Below are 18,550 nucleotides of genomic sequence, written 5' to 3' on the forward strand. Positions count from 1 at the left end.
TCCAGATCCGCCGTGTCCAAAAACGACTCGCCGCACACCGATTCCGTACAATACGCACAAATACCCAAGCGTCTGCCGGAACGCGCAGACGCGTATTTATTTGCGATTGTCAGGCCGCCGCACCAGTCACGTTGAGAATATTATACCCGGACGCATCGGCAATCACAACCAATAAAAAAAGGCGAGGGTTCCCCCTCGCCTGCAGCGTGGTGACGAATCAAGACTCTGGCAGTTTGCGCAAGCGGATGAGTTCCCGTTTCAACTCCTCCACCACAGATTCGCCAGCCGGGACCAGCGGCAACCTCACCCCGCCGACCGGAACGTCCAACAGCTGCAACGCCGCCTTGAGCGGTGAAGGGCTGGTTGTGCGGAACAGGGCCTCAAATATCGGCAGTAACCGCCCTGACCAGGTGGCTGCCCTGCGGTGGTCCCCGCCCAGGAACGCGTCTATCATCTCCCGGATCTCCAAGCCCACCACGTGCGAAGCCACGCTGACCACACCGTAGCCTCCTACAGCCATCATCGGAAGCGTAAACTTGTCGTCCCCGCTGTAGAGGAGAAAATCGTCCGGCTTGCGGGCCGCAATCTCCAGGATTTGACTGAAATTGCCACTCGCTTCTTTGAGCGCCACGATGTTCGGGATTTCCGACAGACGCAGCACCGTTTCCACATCCATATTGACCGCGGTGCGGCCGGGAACGTTGTACAACATGATGGGGATGTCCACTGCTTCCGCCACAGCGGCGAAATGACGGTAGAGACCTTCCTGGGAGGGCTTGTTGTAATACGGGGTCACCAAGAGGAGGCCGTGAACGCCCATCTGTTGGGCCTCGCGAGACAGCTCGATGGACGTTCGGGTGTCATTCGTGCCCGTTCCTGCCATCACTGGCACCCGCCCGTCGGCCAGGCGCAGCGTGTGTTCAAACAGGCGCAGCTTCTCCTCGTGAGTCAACGTGGGGGACTCTCCCGTCGTGCCGGCCGCCAGCAGACAGGTGGTACCCGTGTCCAGCAGATGATGGATCAGTCGTTCCAAACCGACAACGTCCAAATCCCCCGCACTCGTGAACGGCGTCGCCATGGCGGTCACAATGCGGCCAAAATCCACGCTACTTCACCTCCGTACCGTAGTCGAATCCGGCGCTTGGCGATTCCGGTTCTTGGCCCAGGCCAAAAGCGCGATGCAGGGCCTTCACGGCCGTCTCCATATCCTCGCCGCGCACCAAACACCAGATGGTGGTGTGCGAGTCAGCGGATTGCAGCACCTCGATTCCTTCCGCTGCCAAAGCCTCGACAATGCGCGCCATCACCCCCGGAACGCCGGCCATGCCGGCCCCCACCGCCGACACCTTTGCGCACCCGGGCGTCGTCTTCGCCTCCATTCCCAGGTCCCTCAGCACCGCCAGCGCGCCCGGCGCCTCCGCGTCCGGCACCGTGAACGAGATACGCCCTGGCTCGACAGAGATAAAATCGACGCTGATGCCGTGTCGGGCCAGCGCGTCAAACACATGGTGCCGAGCGCCGGGGCCTTCCAAGCGAATCTGCGTCAGGTGGGGTACGTGTGCCACCCCCGTCAGCAGCCGATCCGTCACCGCCCGCGTCTCCAGCACGTCTGCGGCCGAGACGACCAAGGTCCCCGCATCGTCCGACCGCGTGCTGCGGACGCGGATGGGAATGTTTTTCTGCATCGCGATTTCCACCGCTCGCGGATGGATGACTTTGGCTCCCTGATAAGCCAGATTGCAAATCTCCGTATACGTCACCTGCGGCAACAGACGAGCGTTTTCCACAATTCGCGGGTCCGCGGTCATGATGCCGTCGACGTCCGTGAAGATATCCACGTAGCTGGCGTCCAGCGCCACACCCAGCGCGGTCGCCGTGGTATCGCTGCCGCCGCGCCCCAGCGTCGTGACCTCGCCGGTCTCCGTAGCCCCTTGAAAGCCCGCCACCACGACAACCTTTCCGTCGCGCAGCTCTTCGCGAATCCGATCCGCCCGAATCTCGAGAATGCGCGCCCGACCGTACTCCGATGTCGTCCGAATGCCCGCCTGCGGCCCGGTCAACACAGCCACTTCATGCCCTCGCCCCCGCAGCAGCGCGGCAAACACCACCGCCGAGATGACCTCCCCGCAGGACATCAACAGATCCAGGTCGCGTGGCGGCGTCCCCCGCCGGTCGGGAATCAGGCCGAGCAAGGTATCAGTGGCGTACGGATCGCCCTGGCGGCCCATGGCGGAGACCACCACCACCACTTGATAACCGTCAGCCAGAGCCGACTCCACATGGCGCAGGGCTGCGAGCCGGCCATCCTCGGCGGCCACCGACGTGCCGCCGAACTTTTGCACAATCACGCTCATGACAGGGGCGCCTCCGCCACTGGTTCGCAGTCACTGCGATTCGGATCCATCCCGACCAACAACTCGGCTATCTGCACCGCGTTCCAGGCGGCTCCTTTGAGCAGGTTGTCCGCCACCACGAACATCAGAATTGAACGGTCGTCGGCCAAGCTCCGGCGGATGCGACCCACATACGTCTCGCCCGTCCCCGCGGCCATGCGTGGATGCGGATACACCGCTTCATTCGGGTTGTCGACGACCACCACGCCCTTGGCGTGCGCCAGTCGATCCCGAACCTGCTCAGGGGTAACCGGTGTCCGAAAGCGCAATTCCACCGCCTCGGCGTGACCGTACAGAACGGGCACACGAACCGCTGTCGGACTGACTTCAAGGCCCGGCATACTTAAAATCTTGCGCGACTCGTTGACCAGTTTCATCTCTTCTCGGGTGTACCCGTCCTCGACAAACACATCGCACTGGGGCAGGACGTTGAACGCCATCGGGTAGGTCGCGAACTGGCCATGCACCGGAAACAGCGTCTTTTTGACATCGCTCGGTCCGGCTGCGATCTCCTGGCTGAGCGCGTCGATGGCCTTCTGTCCCATGCCGCTGACCGCCTGGTACGTGGTCACGGTGATGCGTTCCAACCCGAAGTCGACCAACGGCTTGACAGCCACGACCAGTTGGATGGTGGAACAGTTTGGATTGGCGATAATCCCCTTGTGCTGTTCGGCCGCCTGCGGATTGACCTCCGGGACCACCAGGGGCACGTCCGGCTCGAGACGAAAGGCGCTGCTGTTGTCGATAACCACCGCGCCCCGTTCCACCGCCAGCGGGGCGTAGGTCCGGCTGGCGCTGGCACCGGCGCTGAACAGCGCGATGTCGACCCCGTCAAAGGCGGACGCCGAGGCGGCCTCGACGGGCACGGACTGACCCCGAAAAGAGAGCGTGGTACCCGCCGACCGCGGGGAAGCCAAGAGCCTCAGCTCCCCGACCGGAAACTCTCTCCGTGCCAATGTATCAATCATCCTGCGGCCGACTGCGCCTGTCGCCCCCAGCACGGCCACGCAATATTTCTCCTTGCGCTGCACTCGTCTCCGACTCCTTCTCCCGCAGCCCTCCCCGTCAGGGAGATATCGACGGCCGCTCCTCGCGCCACCGTTCAATCAATAACGGCTGCAGTTGTTTTTTCTCGAGAGCGGCTTCCAACGTCTCTGGAATCAACCGCATCTGCGCCACCAATGAGTTTATTTTAACATGCGGCGCGTCTTGGCCGAACGGAACGAAGAAAATATTTTTCGTATTGAGGAGCTTGGCGAGATTGAATAGATTGAGCCCCAATCCGTCATTGGTCGATATGGCCAACACCACCGGCCGGTCGTTGCGCAGTGTGGCCTTGGCTGCCATGAGAACGGGAGAGTCGGTGTTGGCGTTGGCCAAACGACTGAGCGTGCTGCCTGTGCACGGGGCGATGACCAGGCTGTCCAGACGCTGGCTCGGCCCCAGCGGCTCCGCCTGGGGAATGGTCCGTATGCCCTGTTGACCGGTTACGGCTTCGATTCGTTCCGCCCACTCTCCCGCTTCCCCAAACCGTGTGCCGACGCCGAGTACGGTGTTGGAGAAAACCGGTACGACCGTGGCGCCCATGGCCACCAGCCGTTCCACCGCCGGAAACACTTCGGCGTACGTGCAATGCGATCCGGTCACGGCAAACCCGATGGTCTTACCCTTCAGCTCCACCTGTAATCCCTCCTCCATCGGCGGCCAGAAGCCTACACACAGTGGCTGCGATAATCCGCCCCGCCGTCTTGGGCGCCACCAACCCCGGCAGACTCGGCGTCAAAATCGCCTTCATTCCACGTCGTTCCGCATAGCGAAAGTCCGTCCCGCCCGGCTTGGAGGCGATATCGATGATTACGGTCTCACGCGGCATCACCTTCAGCACCTCGGCGGTCAGAATGGGTGCAGGCACCGTGTTGAATACCACATCGATGTCGCGCACCGCCGCCTCCAGTCCATCCATGGCCACCGGTTCCAAGCCCATCTCGATGATTCGCGCCAAATCCGCCGTGTCGCGGGCAGCCACACGAACCTTCGCCCCTAAAGCGGCCGCGGTCCTGGCCAGCGTCTGGCCGCAGCGGCCAAAACCGACCACCAGGACGCGGGCCCCGTGCAAGGTGATGTCCGTATGCTGCATCGCCAAGGCGATGGCCCCTTCAGCCGTCGGAATGGAGTTCAGAATAGCCACCTCGTCCAACTCCATCAGCTTCACCAGCCGCAAGCCGGCCGACTGACACCACTGCTCCAGGACGGGCCGAGCGATGCCGGAAAAGACGAAGGTCCCCGGTTTGGCGGCTCGAAACAGGTCCTCGCGCAGGTAGATGGGGGCCTCCGCAAAGTGACTGTCGACGCGGCCGTCGTCCTCCATGCCTGCCACGGGCAGGACAATCCCGTCCACCTGACTGAATACCGGTTCCGACAGCGGTACGTGACGGGTGTCCGGGAAAGATTTGGACAACTGGTCAAAACCAATCAGCGCTACGCTCCCGTCCGATTCAATCACCTGCGCGATCACCTCGACCATGCGCGCGTCTCCCCCGATGAACAGCACCTGGCGGCCTGTCAGCATCCGCCATCGCCCCCCTTTGCCACTGGGTCGATGCAGTGTATGAGCGAATGCCCATCCGGGTGCAACTGCCTGCACGAAGAAAGCCCGACTGACGGGGTGAACGTCGCGGCCCTCACCCTCAGTCGGGCTTGTCTGCAATCTGATAGTCATCGGATCGTGGAGTACGGCGCGGCCCGCCTACGGACGGATCCCGGTGGAACCAAATCCACCCTCCCCCCGATCCGTCCGCACAAACGCATCCGTGGCCTCGAGTACGGCCCGGTGCACGGGGGCAAACACCATCTGCGCAACGCGATCCCCTGGCTCAATCGTGACCGCTTCGGCGCCAAAATTCATCAATAACACCATCACCTCGCCCGTGTAGTCACTGTCGATGACACCGACGCCATTGGGCAGGGCCAAGCCGTGGCGGAACGCCAGGCCACTGCGGGCGTACACCAAGGCCACAGTATACGGGTTGAGAATCTGAATGGCGATGCCTGTCGGGACCTTGACCCGTTCACCGGGTGCCACCGTGATGGCGGTGGGCAGGCAGGCGTGCAGGTCCATCCCGGCTGCCCCCGCCGTGGCGTACTCGGGGAGATACTCGGGTCGGAAGTGCGGGGACACGACGCGATACTTGACGTGAATATCGGCCATCCGCGTCACCTCACCCAGCGTTCAAACCGGCTCTCCGTCACCGGCCCGACCGCGGCCAAGGCAAAGTCCTGTTGAAGCAGCCACTCAGCCATCGCCTTCACATCCGCCACAGTTACGCTGTTGATGCCGGCCAAGGTCTCATCCAGCGGCACTTCGCGCCCCAACACCAATTCATTTTTGCCCAATCGACTCATGCGAGTGCTCGTGCTTTCCAGGCTGAGCATGATGGAGCTTTTCACCTGCTGTTTGCACTTCTGCAGTTCGCTGTCTGTCAAGCCCTTCTTGGCCAAATCTTCACAAATGGCGTAAATCCTGTCCAAGACCGTGTCCACGTGTTCAGGCGAGGTGCCTGTGTACACCCCGAACATGCCGCAATCCTGATAGGCCGAATGGAACGAGAACACGGAATATGCGAGACCGCGTTCCTCCCGAATCTCCTGGAACAGTTTGGAACTCGGTGCACTGCCGAGGGCGTTGTTGAGCAGAATCAGGGGGTACAGGCGTTCGTCTCCCGCAGCCAGCCCTGGGGCGGCCAAACAGATGTGAACCTGCTCGATGTCCTTCTCCCGAACGGTCACGCGGGCGTCGAAGCTGGGCGGTGAGACTTCCGCCGTTGTGCGGGCTGGAGCCACGAAGGCTCGCCCAAACAGCCGCCGGACCGTATCCACCGCCCGACGCTCGGGGATGTTGCCGGCAATGGCCACCACCACCCGCTCGGGACGGTAGTGATTCGCCACGTATTCCAGTAAATCCGCTCGAGTGAACGCCACCAGATTGTCTTCCAAGCCGAGAATCGTATATCCCAAAGGATGATCGCGATACGCCCCCTCGGCGATGACATCCATCACCAACTCGTCAGGGGTATCCTCGTACATGCGGATCTCTTCAAGAATAACCTTCTTTTCCCTGTCCATCTCTTCCGGTGAAAATTGGGAATCAAAAAACATGTCGGCCAGGGTCTCAATCGCCGTGTCGAAGTGTTCATCCAAAACCTTTGCATAAAAGCAGGTGTATTCTTTCGAGGTGAACGCGTTGACATGCCCGCCAATTTCGTCAAACAACATGGCCAATTCCCTGGCCGACAGACGATGGGTCCCCTTGAACAACATGTGTTCAAGAAAGTGGCTGATGCCATTGTTCTTCTTGGTCTCAAAACGTGAACCCGTGCCAATCCAAATCCCCATGCTCACCGAACGCATGCTGGGGATCTCCTCGCCCACGACACGCACTCCGTTATCCAACACGACTCGGTACGTCACTCCGCAGCCTCCCTGGGGTCAAGGCGACCGATGGAACGGACGCCTGCATCTGCCAGACTAACTATAGCAGACCGCCAATCCTTATCTCAACAAATCGGGAGGGGCCGTTGCCGGCTGTTCGTGCACCACCTGATTGACCGTTTTGAGGCTATAGCCCTGCTCGCGCAGGCCGATGATAATATGTGGGAGTGCCTCCACGGTGGGCTTGGTAGGGTGCATGAGCACGAGCATGCCGGGCTCGGCATGCGCCAACGCCCGCTCGGCAATGGCAGAGGCCGGGGGCCGACGCCAGTCTATGGTGTCCACCGTCCACAGAATCGTGTAGCACCCGTATTGGCGAGCCAATTTGACCAGCCGTTGGTCGTAACTGCCAGCCGGCGGAGCCACCAGGTCCACGCGCACCCCTGTCGTCTGCTCAATCCGCTCTCGAGAGCCTGCAATCTGCGCAGTCAACTGCCTGTTCGACAGCTTGCGAAAATCGGGGTGCCCACTGCCGTGGCTGCCGATGTCCATGCCCGCCCTCGCAATCTGCGACGACAACTGTGGGTGTTTTTCCACCCACGCGCCGTCCAAGAAAAACGTCGCCTTCACACCTTCCGCCGCCAACGTCTGCAAGATCGCGGGGATATATTCCTCGCCCCACGACACGTTGAACATCAAACAGGCCGATTTTTCCTCGCGTGGACCGCGGTAAATCGGCTTCGCCGGCAGATCCGCCAGGCGCACGCGAGGAGCAACGGTCCTCCATACCATATGAAGGTGGCCATCCTGCTGTAACCGGGTCTCGCGGACACTGTCCGCCACGTCCAGCCGCCAACCGGATAGCCCGGGTATCGCTTGCCACACCCTGTCTACGCGAGCGTTCACAGCGGGCCGAGCCCACTTCTCCCCCAGGCTTTGCAATTCCACCTCGATGTCTCTGTCCTTGGCGCTCGCCTGTGGAACGGCTCCCGTGCAAACAACCCAACATGCGGCCAGGCACGCGAACATGCGCAGCCCATGACGTCCCATAGAGATTCCCCCTCGCACGTCTTGTATCGTGGGTTAGCTTGTCCCGAATCGAAAAAATCCCTCCGAACGGGCGGAAGGATTCTTGCGGTCCACAAGACATGCATATGGGAGAAACGAAAGAACACGGGCGGGCCAAGCTTATCCGTGGCTTGCCAGGTTTCCAGACCGCTGGCGCTGGCGCAAGACCTCCTTGCGGGACAGGTTGATGCGTCCTTGGTTGTCGATGTCCGTCACTTTGACGGTGATTTCATCCCCCACCTTGCAAATATCCTCCACCTTGGCCACACGTCCCACGTCCAGCTGGGAAATGTGAACCAAGCCCTCTTTGCCAGGGAGGATCTCCACGAACGCACCATACTTCTCCACCCGGGTCACGCGTCCCACGTAGGTGGTCCCCACCTCAACCTCACGCACAATATCCAGTATCTGCTGTCTTGCGCGTTCGGCCCCTTGGGCATCCACACCCGAAATGAAGATGCGGCCGTCCTGTTCAATGTCAATTTTCACGCCCGTATCCTCGATGATCTTGTTGATGACGCGCCCACCGGGACCTATCACGTCGCGAATCTTATCCGGATTAATGCGCACCGTGACCACCCTCGGAGCATAGCGGGACAGCTCGCCACGCGGCTTCCCGATAGCGGCCAGCATCTTCTCCAGGATGAACATCCGCCCCTGGCGCGCCTGTTCAAGTGCCTGTTCTAGAATCCCGCGCGTGATCCCGGAGATCTTGATATCCATCTGCAACGCCGTGACACCCTGGGCCGTGCCGGCCACCTTAAAGTCCATGTCACCCAAGTGATCTTCCAATCCCTGGATGTCCGTCAAAATGGCCACCTGGCCGTTTTCTTCCACCAGACCCATGGCGATACCGGCCACCGGCGCCTTGATAGGCACCCCCGCGTCCATCAAAGCCATCGTGCTGCCGCAGATGCTGGCTTGGGACGTGGAGCCGTTGGACTCCAAGACTTCCGACACCACACGAATGGCGTACGGGAATTCGTCCGGGGATGGAATCACCGGATCCAGCGCCCGTTCGCCCAGGGCCCCGTGGCCAATGTCCCGCCGACTGGGAGCTCGCAGCGGCCGCGCTTCCCCGACGCTGAACGGCGGGAAGTTGTAATGATGCATGTAGCGATTGGATTCCTCCAAATCCAATCCGTCGAGGATCTGTTCATCTCCGAGCGCCCCCAAGGTGCACACCGACAGTGCCTGCGTCTGCCCCCGCGTGAACAGACCGGACCCGTGTGCCCGCGGCAGCAGTCCCACCTCACAGGAGATGGGGCGAATCTCATCCAGCTTTCGTCCGTCCGGACGAATGCCTTCATAGATGATGGCCCGCCGCACTTCCTCTTTGAGGATGTCGTGCAGCACTTCGTCGATGTCCTTCGCATGCTCTGGGTAATCTTCCACCAACTGGGCCTGCACCTGCTCTCCAACCTCGGCGACCGCCGCTTCGCGGGCCTGCTTGTCCGGGTTCCTGATTGCCTCTTTGATGGCCTCTGTCGCCAGATCTCGGACCCGCTGCTCCAGCTCGGGGTCCACAACGTGCAGCTCCACTTCCCGTTTGGGCTTGGCCACGTCCTGCGCAAACGTTTCGATTTCTGCGATGACCTGCTTCACTGTCTCATGCCCGAACAAGATGGCTTCCAGCATCTCCCGTTCTGGAACCTGATTGGCTCCCGCTTCCACCATGACAATCGCGTCCTTGGTGCCGGCCACCGTCAGGTGCATGTCGCTTTGTTCCGCTTCCTGGACCGTCGGATTGATAACCAACCGTCCGTCCACCCGTCCGACGATCACGCCCCCAATCGGCCCATCAAACGGTATGTCGGAAATCGTCAGAGCGGCCGAGGTCCCAATCATCGCAGCGATCTCGGGAGCGCAGTCCTGATCCACGGACAGAACCATGGTCACCACCTGAACCTCGTTGCGAAACCCTTTCGGAAACAGCGGTCGGATGGGCCGGTCAATCAAGCGTGCAGCCAGAATCGCCTTCTCGCTCGGACGTCCCTCACGCTTGATAAACCCGCCGGGAATCTTCCCAACCGCGTAGAAACGCTCCTCGTAGTTGACCGTCAGTGGAAAAAAATCAAGTTCCTTGGGCTCCTGTGAGGCGGTCACCGTGGCGAGCACAACCGTGTCGCCATAGCGTACCGTCACAGCAGCCGTCGCTTGTTTTGCCAGCTTGCCGGTCTCAAGAATACACTTGCGACCGGCAAGCTCAAATTCGTGCTGCTTCACCATACCGTTCAAAAGTCCCCTTTCACACCTGCATCAAGCGGTCCACCGGATGAATTCGGCCTTGTCATAGCATTTCCTTCCGCTGTGCAGATCAAGCCGGCTCCTGTCGCCGCCCGGCTGCTTCCGGAAACATCCGTGACCGATATAAACAAGGCGGGCCGAAGCCCGCCTCAATACCCGCTTACCGCCGCAGGCCCAACGCCTGAATCAGTTCACGGTAACGATTGATATCCTTCTTCCGGAGGTAGTTCAACAGATTCCGGCGATGGCCAATCATCTTGTACAACCCTCGCCGGGAATGATGGTCCTTCTTGTGCACTCGGAAATGCTCGGTCAAGTCATTGATGCGCTCCGTCAAAAGGGCAATCTGTACCTCCGGGGAACCCGTATCGGACTCGTGGGTGCGGAACCGTTCAACAATTTCACGTTTGCGTTCTTGGGTCAACAACCTCTATCCCTCCAAAAATCTGCCGCAAGAATCCCTGTTACCGAAGAGAGCGTCTGGAGGCAACGACAATCCGCGGCACAGTTTATACGGGCAGCTTACATTAGTCATACTGTGATAGAATACCACGAGTCCATACCGTGTGTAAAGATCAATTTCCACGCACGCCCAACATATCCTTGACCTTCGCAACGTCCCGCGCAATCTGCTCGCGCAGTTCCTCTAACCCGGCAAACTTTCGCTCCTCCCGCACACGCCTCAGGAAAGATACGGTCAGAATCCGGTCGTACAAATCTTGCTCTACCCCAAACAAGTGCGTCTCCAAACGGAACTCCCGGCCATCAACCGTGGGCCGGTAGCCCGCGTTGAGCACGCCAAACCAGTTTCTCCTGCGCGTGTGCTCCCGTCGCTCCTGCTCCAACTCATCCCATTCGACCGAGACCGCATAGACGCCGGGCGCGGGCAACACGTATTCATCCAGCAACTCCAAGTTTGCAGTGGGAAAACCGATAGTCCGCCCGCGCGCATCCCCGTGCACCACCCGACCTTCAATTCGGTAGGGGCGCCCCAACAAGGCCTCCGCCGCCTCCACCCGACCATACGCCAGGTGCTCGCGAATGTGGGAACTGCTCACTTTAAGACCGTTCTCCTCCACGTGGTCCACCACGCTCACGGGTACGCCCAGTTCTGCACAGAGCCGGCGTAGATCCTCCACATCCGCGCGCCCGCCTTGACCAAAATGAAAGTCCGATCCCACCACCACGCGGCAGGGACGAAGTGGACCCAGGTGGTCTCGTACAAAAGTTTCAGCCGAGGTCTTGGCGTAGGTGCGGGAAAACTCCACCATGTACAGAACGTCGACTCCGAGCGCCCTCATTTGCCGCACCTTTTCTGCATACGGCGTCAGCGAAGCCCGGTACTCTTCCCGCCCACCGAGCACCCAGGCGGGGTGAGGCCAGAGGCTGTACACCGCCAGTTCCGCCTGCGGCTCGGCTTGTCGGGCGGCCTGCAGAATCGCTTGGTGACCGATGTGCACGCCGTCAAACTTGCCAATCGCCATCACACACGCCCGGTCGCGTGCCGGGGGCCTGTCCTTGACGTCGATTACTTGCATGGCACGCCCTTCTTCCAGAAAACTTTGCGCGGCCGGACCCAACCACGCCCGGCCTCACGGTGAACCCGACCCACTGCCAACAAACTCCCATCCGAGGCCATGACCGCGACATCCCCGGCTGTTTCTGCCGTCCCCAGATCCACGTCCGGCGGCAATGGTACAGCTTGCCCATGCACCAAGCGCTGACCCTGCCCGCCTTCGAGACACAGACGCGGCAGCGCAGCAACCGCCTCTTCCATCGGCCGCAGCGCCCGCGCCGGATCGGCGGCGTTCTCCCACTCCGACAGCCGGACGGCCTGGGTCAGATCAAACCGCCCCGACCGGGTCCGCCGCAGCGATCCCATGTGGGCCGGCAGACCGAGGGCCTGTCCCCAGTCCCTGCACAACGAACGGACATACGTGCCCGTCGAACACACCACACGAAACCACGCGCGCGCCTCATCCCCGGGTGTGAAGGAAACAACCTCCAGCTTGCTGATCTGCACACGCCGCAGCGGCAGCTGCAGGGCCTCGCCCCGCCGCGCCCGCTCATACGCGCGCTGGCCGTCAATATGTACTGCCGAGTAGGCGGGTACCCGTTGGTCGTAGCCCCCGACAAATCGCCGCGCCGCCGCCTCGACCGCCTCCACCCGCAGTTGGCGCGCCGAGGCGGACGCCACCACCAGGCCGCTGGCATCGTCCGTATCCGTGGCCCGGCCGAACACGACCTCACCCTCGTACGCCTTGTCCGCGGCCGAAACATACTCCAACAAACGTGTGGCATCGCCCACGCACAGCACCAATACCCCAGTGGCGTCCGGATCGAGCGTACCCGCGTGGCCAACTTTGCGGGTTCCGAGGCGCTGTCTTACTCTGGCCACCACGTCATGGGAGGTCATCCCCGGAGGTTTGTCCACCACAAGAATTCCGTGCACCATCCGCCAACCATCCCCGTCAAACGCGGCCCAACTCGGTGGCAACCGCCATTGTGAACCTATCCATCGCCTCGGCCAACGGCAGCCCCAGCGTGCAGCCGGCAGCCCGGACATGGCCTCCACCGCCAAACTGCTGAGCAATCTTAGCCACATCCACCCGCCGCTTCGAACGTAGAGACACCTTCACCTTGCCGTCCGGCGTCTCCCGGAATAACAGCCCGACCTCCACCGTATCGACGCTACGCGCGAAACCCACCAGACCCTCCGCGTCATCGTCATCGGCGCCCGCCTCCGCCAACATGGCGCGGGTCACGTAAATGGTGGCCAGGCGCCCGTTCTCCTGCAAACGCAGGTTGGCCAGAGCCGCCTGCAGCAACCGCATCTGCGGCCAGGTACGCGATTCCAGCGCCGGCTCCGCCACATCGTAGGGCTGCACCCCACTGGCCAACAGTTCGGCCGCAATCTCATGCACCTCGCGCGTGGTGTTGGGCAGCGAGAAGCCGCCCGTATCGGTCAACAGGCCGGTATAGAGACAAGTCGCCAGCGCCTCCGACAGGGGCACCCCCAGCTGGCGGGCCACGTGATACAGCAGTTCACAGGTTGCCGCCGCCTGCGGGTCCACGTAGTTGGCGTCGCCGTAACGAGGATTCGTCTGGTGGTGGTCGATATTGACCACGAGCGCCTCATCGGCAATGTAGGAAGACACCCCCTCGTACCGTCCCTTGTCGGCACAATCGAGCGCAATCACCTGCTGAAATTGTCGATCCGTCGGTTCCCCGGCTACCTGGGCCTTGGCAAACCCGGGCAAGTAGGAGAAGCGGCGCGGCATCGGCTCCGCAACCAGCAGCCGCCACGACTTGCCCAGACTGGACAGCATCTCGGCCATCGCAAAGGCGCTGCCCAGAGCGTCCCCGTCGGGCCGCTCGTGGGTGACAATCAGCCAGTCGTCCCGCTTGGCAATCACCTCCGCGACCTGCTGCAAATCGGCCGCTTGACGCGGGGCCGGATTCCACATGCGTTCACGCCTCCCCCTGCGAGTCCTTCTTGAGCTCCCGCAGCACGCTCTCAATCCGCGCGCTGTAAGCTCCGGATTCATCAAGCCGGAACACCAATTCCGGCGTGAGACGGAGATGCAGACGACGGGCCAACTCCCCGCGCAGGTAGCCGGCCAACTTGCTGAGAGCGGACAAGGTGTGCTGTTTTGCCTCCTCGTCTCCCAACACGCTGACGTATGCCTTCACATGCTGTAGATCATCGGCCACCTCCACCCGCGTCAGGGTTGCGAACCCCACGCGCGGGTCCTTCACCTCCGAACGCATCAAGGCGGCCAGTTCCTTTTTCATCTGTTCAGCCACACGCTGGGCGCGCAGACGAGCCAATGCCTTCAGCCTCCTTCGTCCAGGCGGCGGACACGGTCAGCCGCCAAGGGGTCCAACATCGACTAGGCTTTCTTGACCGCCTCCATCTTAAAGGCCTCCACCACGTCACCGACCTTGATGTCGTGGAACCGCTCCAAGGTCAAACCGCACTCAAAGCCCTGTGCGACCTCGCGCACGTCATCCTTGAAACGTTTGAGCGAGTCGAGCGCCCCTTCGTATACGACCACCCCGTCGCGGATGACGCGTGCCTCCGCGTCACGGGTCATCCTGCCGTCCGTCACATAGCAGCCGGCCACGGTGCCCACCCGTGAAATTTTGAACACCTCGCGGACCTCCGCGTGCCCGAGCACGACCTCCTGAAATTCCGGATCCAGCATGCCTTTCATGGCGGCCTCCAGCTCTTCGGTGACGTTGTAAATCACCCGGTACAGGCGGATGTCCACCTTCTCCGCCTCAGCCACCCGGCGGGCGTTCGCGTCCGGGCGAACGTGGAAGCCGATGATGACCGCGTTCGAGGCCCTGGCCAGCAACACGTCGTTTTCGTTGATAGCGCCGGCTCCTTTGTGAATCACCTTGACCCGCACGCCCTCGACATCAATCTTCTCAATCGCGCCGACAACCGCCTCCACCGAACCCTGAACATCGGCCTTGACGACGACATTGAGTTCTTTGATGCCGCCCTCCTGAATCTGCCGATACAGGTCGTTCAAGGTGACACGAGCGGATTGCTCCATCTGAGCCGCTCGCTCGCGGTTCAGACGCTTTTGCACTAAGGCCCTGGCGGCCCGCTCATCGTCGTAAACGACAAACCGGTCGCCGGCGCTCGGGACATCGCCCAAGCCCTGAATCTCCACCGGTGTGGAGGGACCTGCCTCCTTAATCCGCTTGCCACGGTCATTCATCATCGCCCGCACGCGGCCATAGGTAGTCCCGGCCACGACGATTTGGCCCACTTTCAGTGTACCGTTTTGCACCAGCACGGTGGCGACCGGACCCCGGCCCTTATCCAGCTTGGCCTCGATGACCGTCCCGCGCGGTCTCGCCTCCGGGTTGGCCTTCAACTCCTGGATGTCGGCCACCAGCAGGACCATCTCCAGCAGGGTATCCAGGCCTTCCTGTTTGAGCGCGGAGATCTCAACGAAGATGGTGTCGCCGCCCCACTCCTCCGGGACCAACTCGTACTGGGTCAACTCCTGCTTGACCCGATCCGGATTCGCCCCTGGCTTATCGATCTTATTCACAGCCACAAGAATCGGCACGTTGGCCGCCTTCGCATGGTTGATGGCTTCCACCGTCTGCGGCATGACTCCGTCGTCCGCCGCCACCACCAGGATGGTGACGTCGGTCACCTGGGCGCCGCGCGCGCGCATGGTGGTAAACGCCTCGTGCCCCGGTGTATCCAGGAACGTGATACGGCGGCCGTCGATTTCCACCTGATAGGCCCCGATGTGCTGCGTAATGCCGCCCGACTCCGAAGCGGCAACCCGGCTGTGACGAATCGCGTCCAAGAGCGTGGTCTTGCCGTGGTCCACGTGCCCCATAATCGTGACCACCGGCGGCCGCGGACGCAGATCCTCCGGATTGTCCTCGGTGACCAACATGTCGATGGCCTCTTCGTCAGCCGGTTCGACAATCTCCAGTTCTACACCAAATTCTCCGGCTATCAGCTCCATCGCATCGGTGTCGATCTCCTGGTTGATCGTCGCCATGATGCCCAGGAACAACAGTTTCTTGATGATCTCGGAAGCTTCCCGGTGTAACAGCTTCGCAAAATCGCCGACCGACATCGGCCCTTCAACCGTGACCTTGGTCGGCAGCGGCTGACGGTTCCCGCTACCGTGTGCGCGTCGGCGAGACCCGCTCTGACGCTGCAGAAGCTTCTCTTCGTTGAACTTCTCCTTGCGGTCGAACTGGTCTTTCTCGGGGCGCTCCTTGTCCTTTCGTCCCGTCACCGGCTTGTTTTGATTCCCCGTGACCGGCGCAGGCGGGATGGGAGCAGGCCGACCAAAACCACCGCCAGGCCGACCGCCGGGTCGACCTCCCGGACGGCCGCCCCGGCCACCCCCGGCACCGCCGCCAGGACGCGGCCCCGCGCCGCGGCGCTCACCGGGCCTATCGGATAGACGCCGATCCGACCGCCCTCCGCCGGCTCCGTCCGGCCGGCGGTCGCTGGTACGCTCGTCCCGGCGTCCGTCGCCGCCGGGCCGGCTGCCGTAATCCCCGGAAGACCGACCGCTGCGGGGGTAGCCGCCCGATCGCGCGGGAGCTTGCGCAGCCGAACCGTCCGCCCCTCCGACCTGCGTCCGAACCGTTCCCGCCGCACCCTCGGCGCGCCCGGGCTGCCGGGTCCGGTCGTCAAAGGAGCGCCCCCGGTCCCGCTGCGGCATCCCCGCCCCCACGGGATTCCGGCCGTCCCGGCGACCCGCCTGCCCGTGGCCATTGTACCGATTGCGTGGCGAAGCCCCGCCTTGCCGGTCAGCGTCGACCTGCGCCTGTTGACGGACCGCCCGCTCCCGGTTCCGCTGTTTCTCCCGCAATTCACGTTCCACTTCGCTGGCGTGCCGCTCAGCCGCCCGCCGCTTGACGTCCCGGAAGAACTGTTCCACCTTCTCCACCATGTCGTTGTCCATCACGCTCATGTGATTGGCCACAGGCACATCCAACCGATTCAGTATGGTGATAATTTCTTTGCTCGACATGTTCAACTGCTTCGCGTATTCATAGACCCTCAGTTTCGTCAAAAGCTTCACCTCCGTAAATTGCCAGCAGGGGGCGCCGCAGCCGCTCGGCAAAGGCTGCATCCAGCACGGCCGCCACGACTACGGCCCTGCGCCCCAGTGCCCGTCCGAACACATCCTTGTTGGGTCCCGTCAGCAACGGCACCTGGTAGTACGTACACTTGTCGCGGAATTTCTTTGCGACGTTCGTCCCCGCGTCCCCCGCCAGCACGACCAACTGCGCCTGCCGCGCCCGAACTGCGGCCAGCGCGGCCTCGGACCCAATCCGCATGCGGCCGGCCCGCATGGCGAGTCCGAGCCAATTGTTAAGTGTCCGAAGTTCGTTCGCAGCAAGGGCCGGCCTTGGCTCGGTCGGGTCATCCATCGCCGTTCCCTCCCTGCAAGCGAACTTCCAGGTCATCGTAGATGCCGGCCGGCACCGGATTCTTCAACGCGCGCTCCAACGCTTTGCGCTTGCGCGCTTGCCGCAGGCACTCGGGCCGTCCGCACAGGTACGCCCCCCGACCGTTGCGCTTGCCGGTTGCGTCGAGCACAATCTCCCCTTCTGGAGTCAGCACAACGCGGATGAGCTCGCGCTTGGGGAACATCTCCTGACATCCGACACACTTGCGCAGGGGCACCTTCCGCTGCCGTTGCACACGCATCCCTCCCTTGACACTCCACAGCCGCCCATGCGGCAAGAACCACAAACGGATTACGGCTCGTTCAACCAATCCTCGGACAGGGTGCCGATGTCGTCATCTTCCTCGTCCGCGAAGCTGCCAATCGTCCCAAACATCCCCAATTCGGCCGCTTGCGTCTCGCTCTTAATGTCAATTTTCCATCCAGTCAGTTTGGCCGCCAAGCGAGCGTTCTGCCCCTCCTTGCCAATCGCCAGAGACAACTGGTGATCCGGAACGACGGCGCGGGCGATGTGCTCGCCCTCCATCACCTGCACATCGGAAACCTTGGCCGGTGAGAGAGCATTGGCGACGAAGGTCGCGACATCTTCATCCCACTTTACAATATCGACCTTCTCACCGTGCAGTTCACTGACCACGGCCTGCACCCGCATGCCTCGCGCGCCGACACAGGCGCCAATCGGATCCACCTCCGGATTGCGCGAATACACCGCAATCTTGGAACGGTACCCGGCCTCGCGCGCCACGGCCCGGATCTCGACCACACCATCGTAAATTTCCGGAACCTCCAGCTCAAACAGGCGTTTTAAGAATCCGGGATGAGTGCGCGACAGCAACACCTGCGGTCCCTTGGACGTTCTCTCGACCCGGGAGATGAACGCCTTGACGAAGTCGCCAGGGCGCAGGATATCGCCCGGCATCTGTTCGGAGGCCGGCAGCACGGCTTCCGCCTGCCCCACATCCACGTAAGCCGCTCGCCCATCGGATCGCTGGACGACGCCGGTCACAATTTCCTCCTCGCGGTCGGAGAATTTGCTGTAGATGATAGACCGTTCGGCCTCGCGAATCCGCTGGGTGACCACTTGCTTCGCCGTTTGCGCGGCAATGCGGCCAAAGTCTCGTGGTGTGACCTCAATTTCCACCACGTCGCCGACCTGGTATTTCGGATCCAAATCCAGTGCCGCGTCCAGCGAGATCTCGAGCCGCGTGTCGGTCACGTCCTCGACCACCGTCTTCCTCGCGTAGACATGCACCTCGCCTGTCTCCCGCTCAATTTCGACGCGCACGTTGGCGGCCGAATTAAAATTGCGCTTGTAACCGGAAATCAACGCGGCTTCGATGGCTTCCAGGAGCGTATCCTTGTCAATCCCCTTTTCCCTTTGCAGTTGCTCCAACGCGTCGATAAAATCCACATTCATGGGACGTCGATTCCCCCTTTGGCTGT

General features: G+C 61.9%; 18 protein-coding genes. All 18 read right to left on the bottom strand.

Annotated features, from left to right (window positions below; translation table 11 throughout):
- Nucleotides 1-217: 217 nt before the first annotated feature.
- The 18 genes from dapA to nusA all read right to left on the bottom strand — a co-directional run bounded on the left by dapA (nucleotide 218) and on the right by nusA (nucleotide 18,524).
- Nucleotides 218-1,105 carry a 4-hydroxy-tetrahydrodipicolinate synthase gene (gene dapA, locus ASH01S_RS00275; protein ID WP_083516679.1) on the bottom strand — a complete coding sequence of 296 codons (888 nt, stop codon included), beginning with the start codon at nucleotides 1,103-1,105 and terminating at the stop codon, nucleotides 218-220.
- A gap of 1 nt (nucleotide 1,106) precedes the next feature.
- On the bottom strand, nucleotides 1,107-2,354 hold the full coding sequence (gene dapG, locus ASH01S_RS00280) for an aspartate kinase (protein ID WP_067921677.1): 1,248 nt from the start codon (nucleotides 2,352-2,354) through the stop codon (nucleotides 1,107-1,109).
- Nucleotides 2,351-3,424, bottom strand: a complete 1,074-nt coding sequence (locus tag ASH01S_RS00285) for an aspartate-semialdehyde dehydrogenase (RefSeq protein ID WP_067921680.1) — start codon at nucleotides 3,422-3,424, stop codon at nucleotides 2,351-2,353. Before ASH01S_RS00285 ends, dapG begins: the two co-directional genes overlap by 4 nt.
- Nucleotides 3,425-3,458: 34 nt before the next feature.
- Nucleotides 3,459-4,073 (bottom strand): dipicolinate synthase subunit B, encoded by a 615-nt coding sequence (locus ASH01S_RS00290; protein WP_067921683.1) that lies wholly within the window; start codon nucleotides 4,071-4,073, stop codon nucleotides 3,459-3,461.
- Entirely contained in the window at nucleotides 4,057-4,962 is a 906-nt protein-coding gene (gene dpsA, locus ASH01S_RS00295) for a dipicolinate synthase subunit DpsA (protein ID WP_067921684.1), read from the bottom strand. Before dpsA ends, ASH01S_RS00290 begins: the two co-directional genes overlap by 17 nt.
- A gap of 177 nt (nucleotides 4,963-5,139) precedes the next feature.
- Nucleotides 5,140-5,601 (bottom strand): dUTP diphosphatase, encoded by a 462-nt coding sequence (gene dut / locus ASH01S_RS00300; RefSeq protein WP_067921689.1) that lies wholly within the window; start codon nucleotides 5,599-5,601, stop codon nucleotides 5,140-5,142.
- Nucleotides 5,602-5,606: 5 nt separating this feature from the next.
- Entirely contained in the window at nucleotides 5,607-6,860 is a 1,254-nt protein-coding gene (locus ASH01S_RS00305) for a M16 family metallopeptidase (RefSeq protein ID WP_083516680.1), read from the bottom strand.
- A gap of 81 nt (nucleotides 6,861-6,941) precedes the next feature.
- Entirely contained in the window at nucleotides 6,942-7,871 is a 930-nt protein-coding gene (locus ASH01S_RS00310) for a polysaccharide deacetylase family protein (protein ID WP_067921692.1), read from the bottom strand.
- 138 nt (nucleotides 7,872-8,009) lie between these two features.
- Nucleotides 8,010-10,118: a polyribonucleotide nucleotidyltransferase gene (locus tag ASH01S_RS00315; RefSeq protein WP_067921695.1), complete on the bottom strand. Its 2,109-nt coding sequence runs from the start codon at nucleotides 10,116-10,118 to the stop codon at nucleotides 8,010-8,012.
- A 178-nt stretch (nucleotides 10,119-10,296) separates the two neighbouring features.
- Nucleotides 10,297-10,563, bottom strand: a complete 267-nt coding sequence (gene rpsO / locus ASH01S_RS00320) for a 30S ribosomal protein S15 (RefSeq protein ID WP_067921698.1) — start codon at nucleotides 10,561-10,563, stop codon at nucleotides 10,297-10,299.
- A 148-nt stretch (nucleotides 10,564-10,711) separates the two neighbouring features.
- Nucleotides 10,712-11,674: a bifunctional riboflavin kinase/FAD synthetase gene (locus ASH01S_RS00325; RefSeq protein ID WP_067921701.1), complete on the bottom strand. Its 963-nt coding sequence runs from the start codon at nucleotides 11,672-11,674 to the stop codon at nucleotides 10,712-10,714.
- The gene (gene truB, locus ASH01S_RS00330) at nucleotides 11,665-12,591 is read right to left on the bottom strand and encodes a tRNA pseudouridine(55) synthase TruB (RefSeq protein ID WP_067921703.1); all 927 of its coding nucleotides are present in this window, start codon (nucleotides 12,589-12,591) and stop codon (nucleotides 11,665-11,667) included. Before truB ends, ASH01S_RS00325 begins: the two co-directional genes overlap by 10 nt.
- 16 nt (nucleotides 12,592-12,607) lie before the next feature.
- Complete coding sequence (locus ASH01S_RS00335; RefSeq protein WP_067921706.1) at nucleotides 12,608-13,603, bottom strand: DHH family phosphoesterase; 996 nt, start codon at nucleotides 13,601-13,603, stop codon at nucleotides 12,608-12,610.
- Nucleotides 13,604-13,607: 4 nt separating this feature from the next.
- On the bottom strand, nucleotides 13,608-13,967 hold the full coding sequence (gene rbfA / locus ASH01S_RS00340) for a 30S ribosome-binding factor RbfA (RefSeq protein ID WP_067921709.1): 360 nt from the start codon (nucleotides 13,965-13,967) through the stop codon (nucleotides 13,608-13,610).
- A 62-nt stretch (nucleotides 13,968-14,029) separates the two neighbouring features.
- Complete coding sequence (gene infB / locus ASH01S_RS00345) at nucleotides 14,030-16,666, bottom strand: translation initiation factor IF-2 (RefSeq protein ID WP_373278535.1); 2,637 nt, start codon at nucleotides 16,664-16,666, stop codon at nucleotides 14,030-14,032.
- Between the two features lie 19 nt (nucleotides 16,667-16,685).
- Entirely contained in the window at nucleotides 16,686-17,069 is a 384-nt protein-coding gene (locus tag ASH01S_RS00350) for a L7Ae/L30e/S12e/Gadd45 family ribosomal protein (RefSeq protein WP_067921715.1), read from the bottom strand.
- Nucleotides 17,062-17,343, bottom strand: coding sequence for an RNase P modulator RnpM (gene rnpM / locus ASH01S_RS00355; RefSeq protein WP_067921718.1), 282 nt, complete (start codon nucleotides 17,341-17,343; stop codon nucleotides 17,062-17,064). Before rnpM ends, ASH01S_RS00350 begins: the two co-directional genes overlap by 8 nt.
- A gap of 56 nt (nucleotides 17,344-17,399) precedes the next feature.
- Nucleotides 17,400-18,524: a transcription termination factor NusA gene (gene nusA / locus ASH01S_RS00360; RefSeq protein WP_067921721.1), complete on the bottom strand. Its 1,125-nt coding sequence runs from the start codon at nucleotides 18,522-18,524 to the stop codon at nucleotides 17,400-17,402.
- Nucleotides 18,525-18,550 lie beyond the last annotated feature (26 nt).

This window comes from Alicyclobacillus shizuokensis NBRC 103103 (genome assembly GCF_001552255.1).
Taxonomy (GTDB): Bacteria; Bacillota; Bacilli; order Alicyclobacillales; family Alicyclobacillaceae; genus Alicyclobacillus_G; species Alicyclobacillus_G shizuokensis.

What these genes read in the sequence shown, in the direction of transcription:
- dapG (WP_067921677.1), bottom strand. Translation starts at nt 2,354, where the DNA reads ATGAGCGTGATTGTGCAAAAGTTCGGCGGCACGTCGGTGGCCGCCGAG.
- dpsA (WP_067921684.1), bottom strand. Translation starts at nt 4,962, where the DNA reads ATGCTGACAGGCCGCCAGGTGCTGTTCATCGGGGGAGACGCGCGCATG.
- dut (WP_067921689.1), bottom strand. Translation starts at nt 5,601, where the DNA reads ATGGCCGATATTCACGTCAAGTATCGCGTCGTGTCCCCGCACTTCCGA.
- ASH01S_RS00310 (WP_067921692.1), bottom strand. Translation starts at nt 7,871, where the DNA reads ATGGGACGTCATGGGCTGCGCATGTTCGCGTGCCTGGCCGCATGTTGG.
- ASH01S_RS00315 (WP_067921695.1), bottom strand. Translation starts at nt 10,118, where the DNA reads ATGGTGAAGCAGCACGAATTTGAGCTTGCCGGTCGCAAGTGTATTCTT.
- ASH01S_RS00325 (WP_067921701.1), bottom strand. Translation starts at nt 11,674, where the DNA reads ATGCAAGTAATCGACGTCAAGGACAGGCCCCCGGCACGCGACCGGGCG.
- truB (WP_067921703.1), bottom strand. Translation starts at nt 12,591, where the DNA reads ATGGTGCACGGAATTCTTGTGGTGGACAAACCTCCGGGGATGACCTCC.
- ASH01S_RS00335 (WP_067921706.1), bottom strand. Translation starts at nt 13,603, where the DNA reads ATGTGGAATCCGGCCCCGCGTCAAGCGGCCGATTTGCAGCAGGTCGCG.
- infB (WP_373278535.1), bottom strand. Translation starts at nt 16,666, where the DNA reads ATGTCGAGCAAAGAAATTATCACCATACTGAATCGGTTGGATGTGCCT.
- ASH01S_RS00350 (WP_067921715.1), bottom strand. Translation starts at nt 17,069, where the DNA reads ATGGATGACCCGACCGAGCCAAGGCCGGCCCTTGCTGCGAACGAACTT.
- nusA (WP_067921721.1), bottom strand. Translation starts at nt 18,524, where the DNA reads ATGAATGTGGATTTTATCGACGCGTTGGAGCAACTGCAAAGGGAAAAG.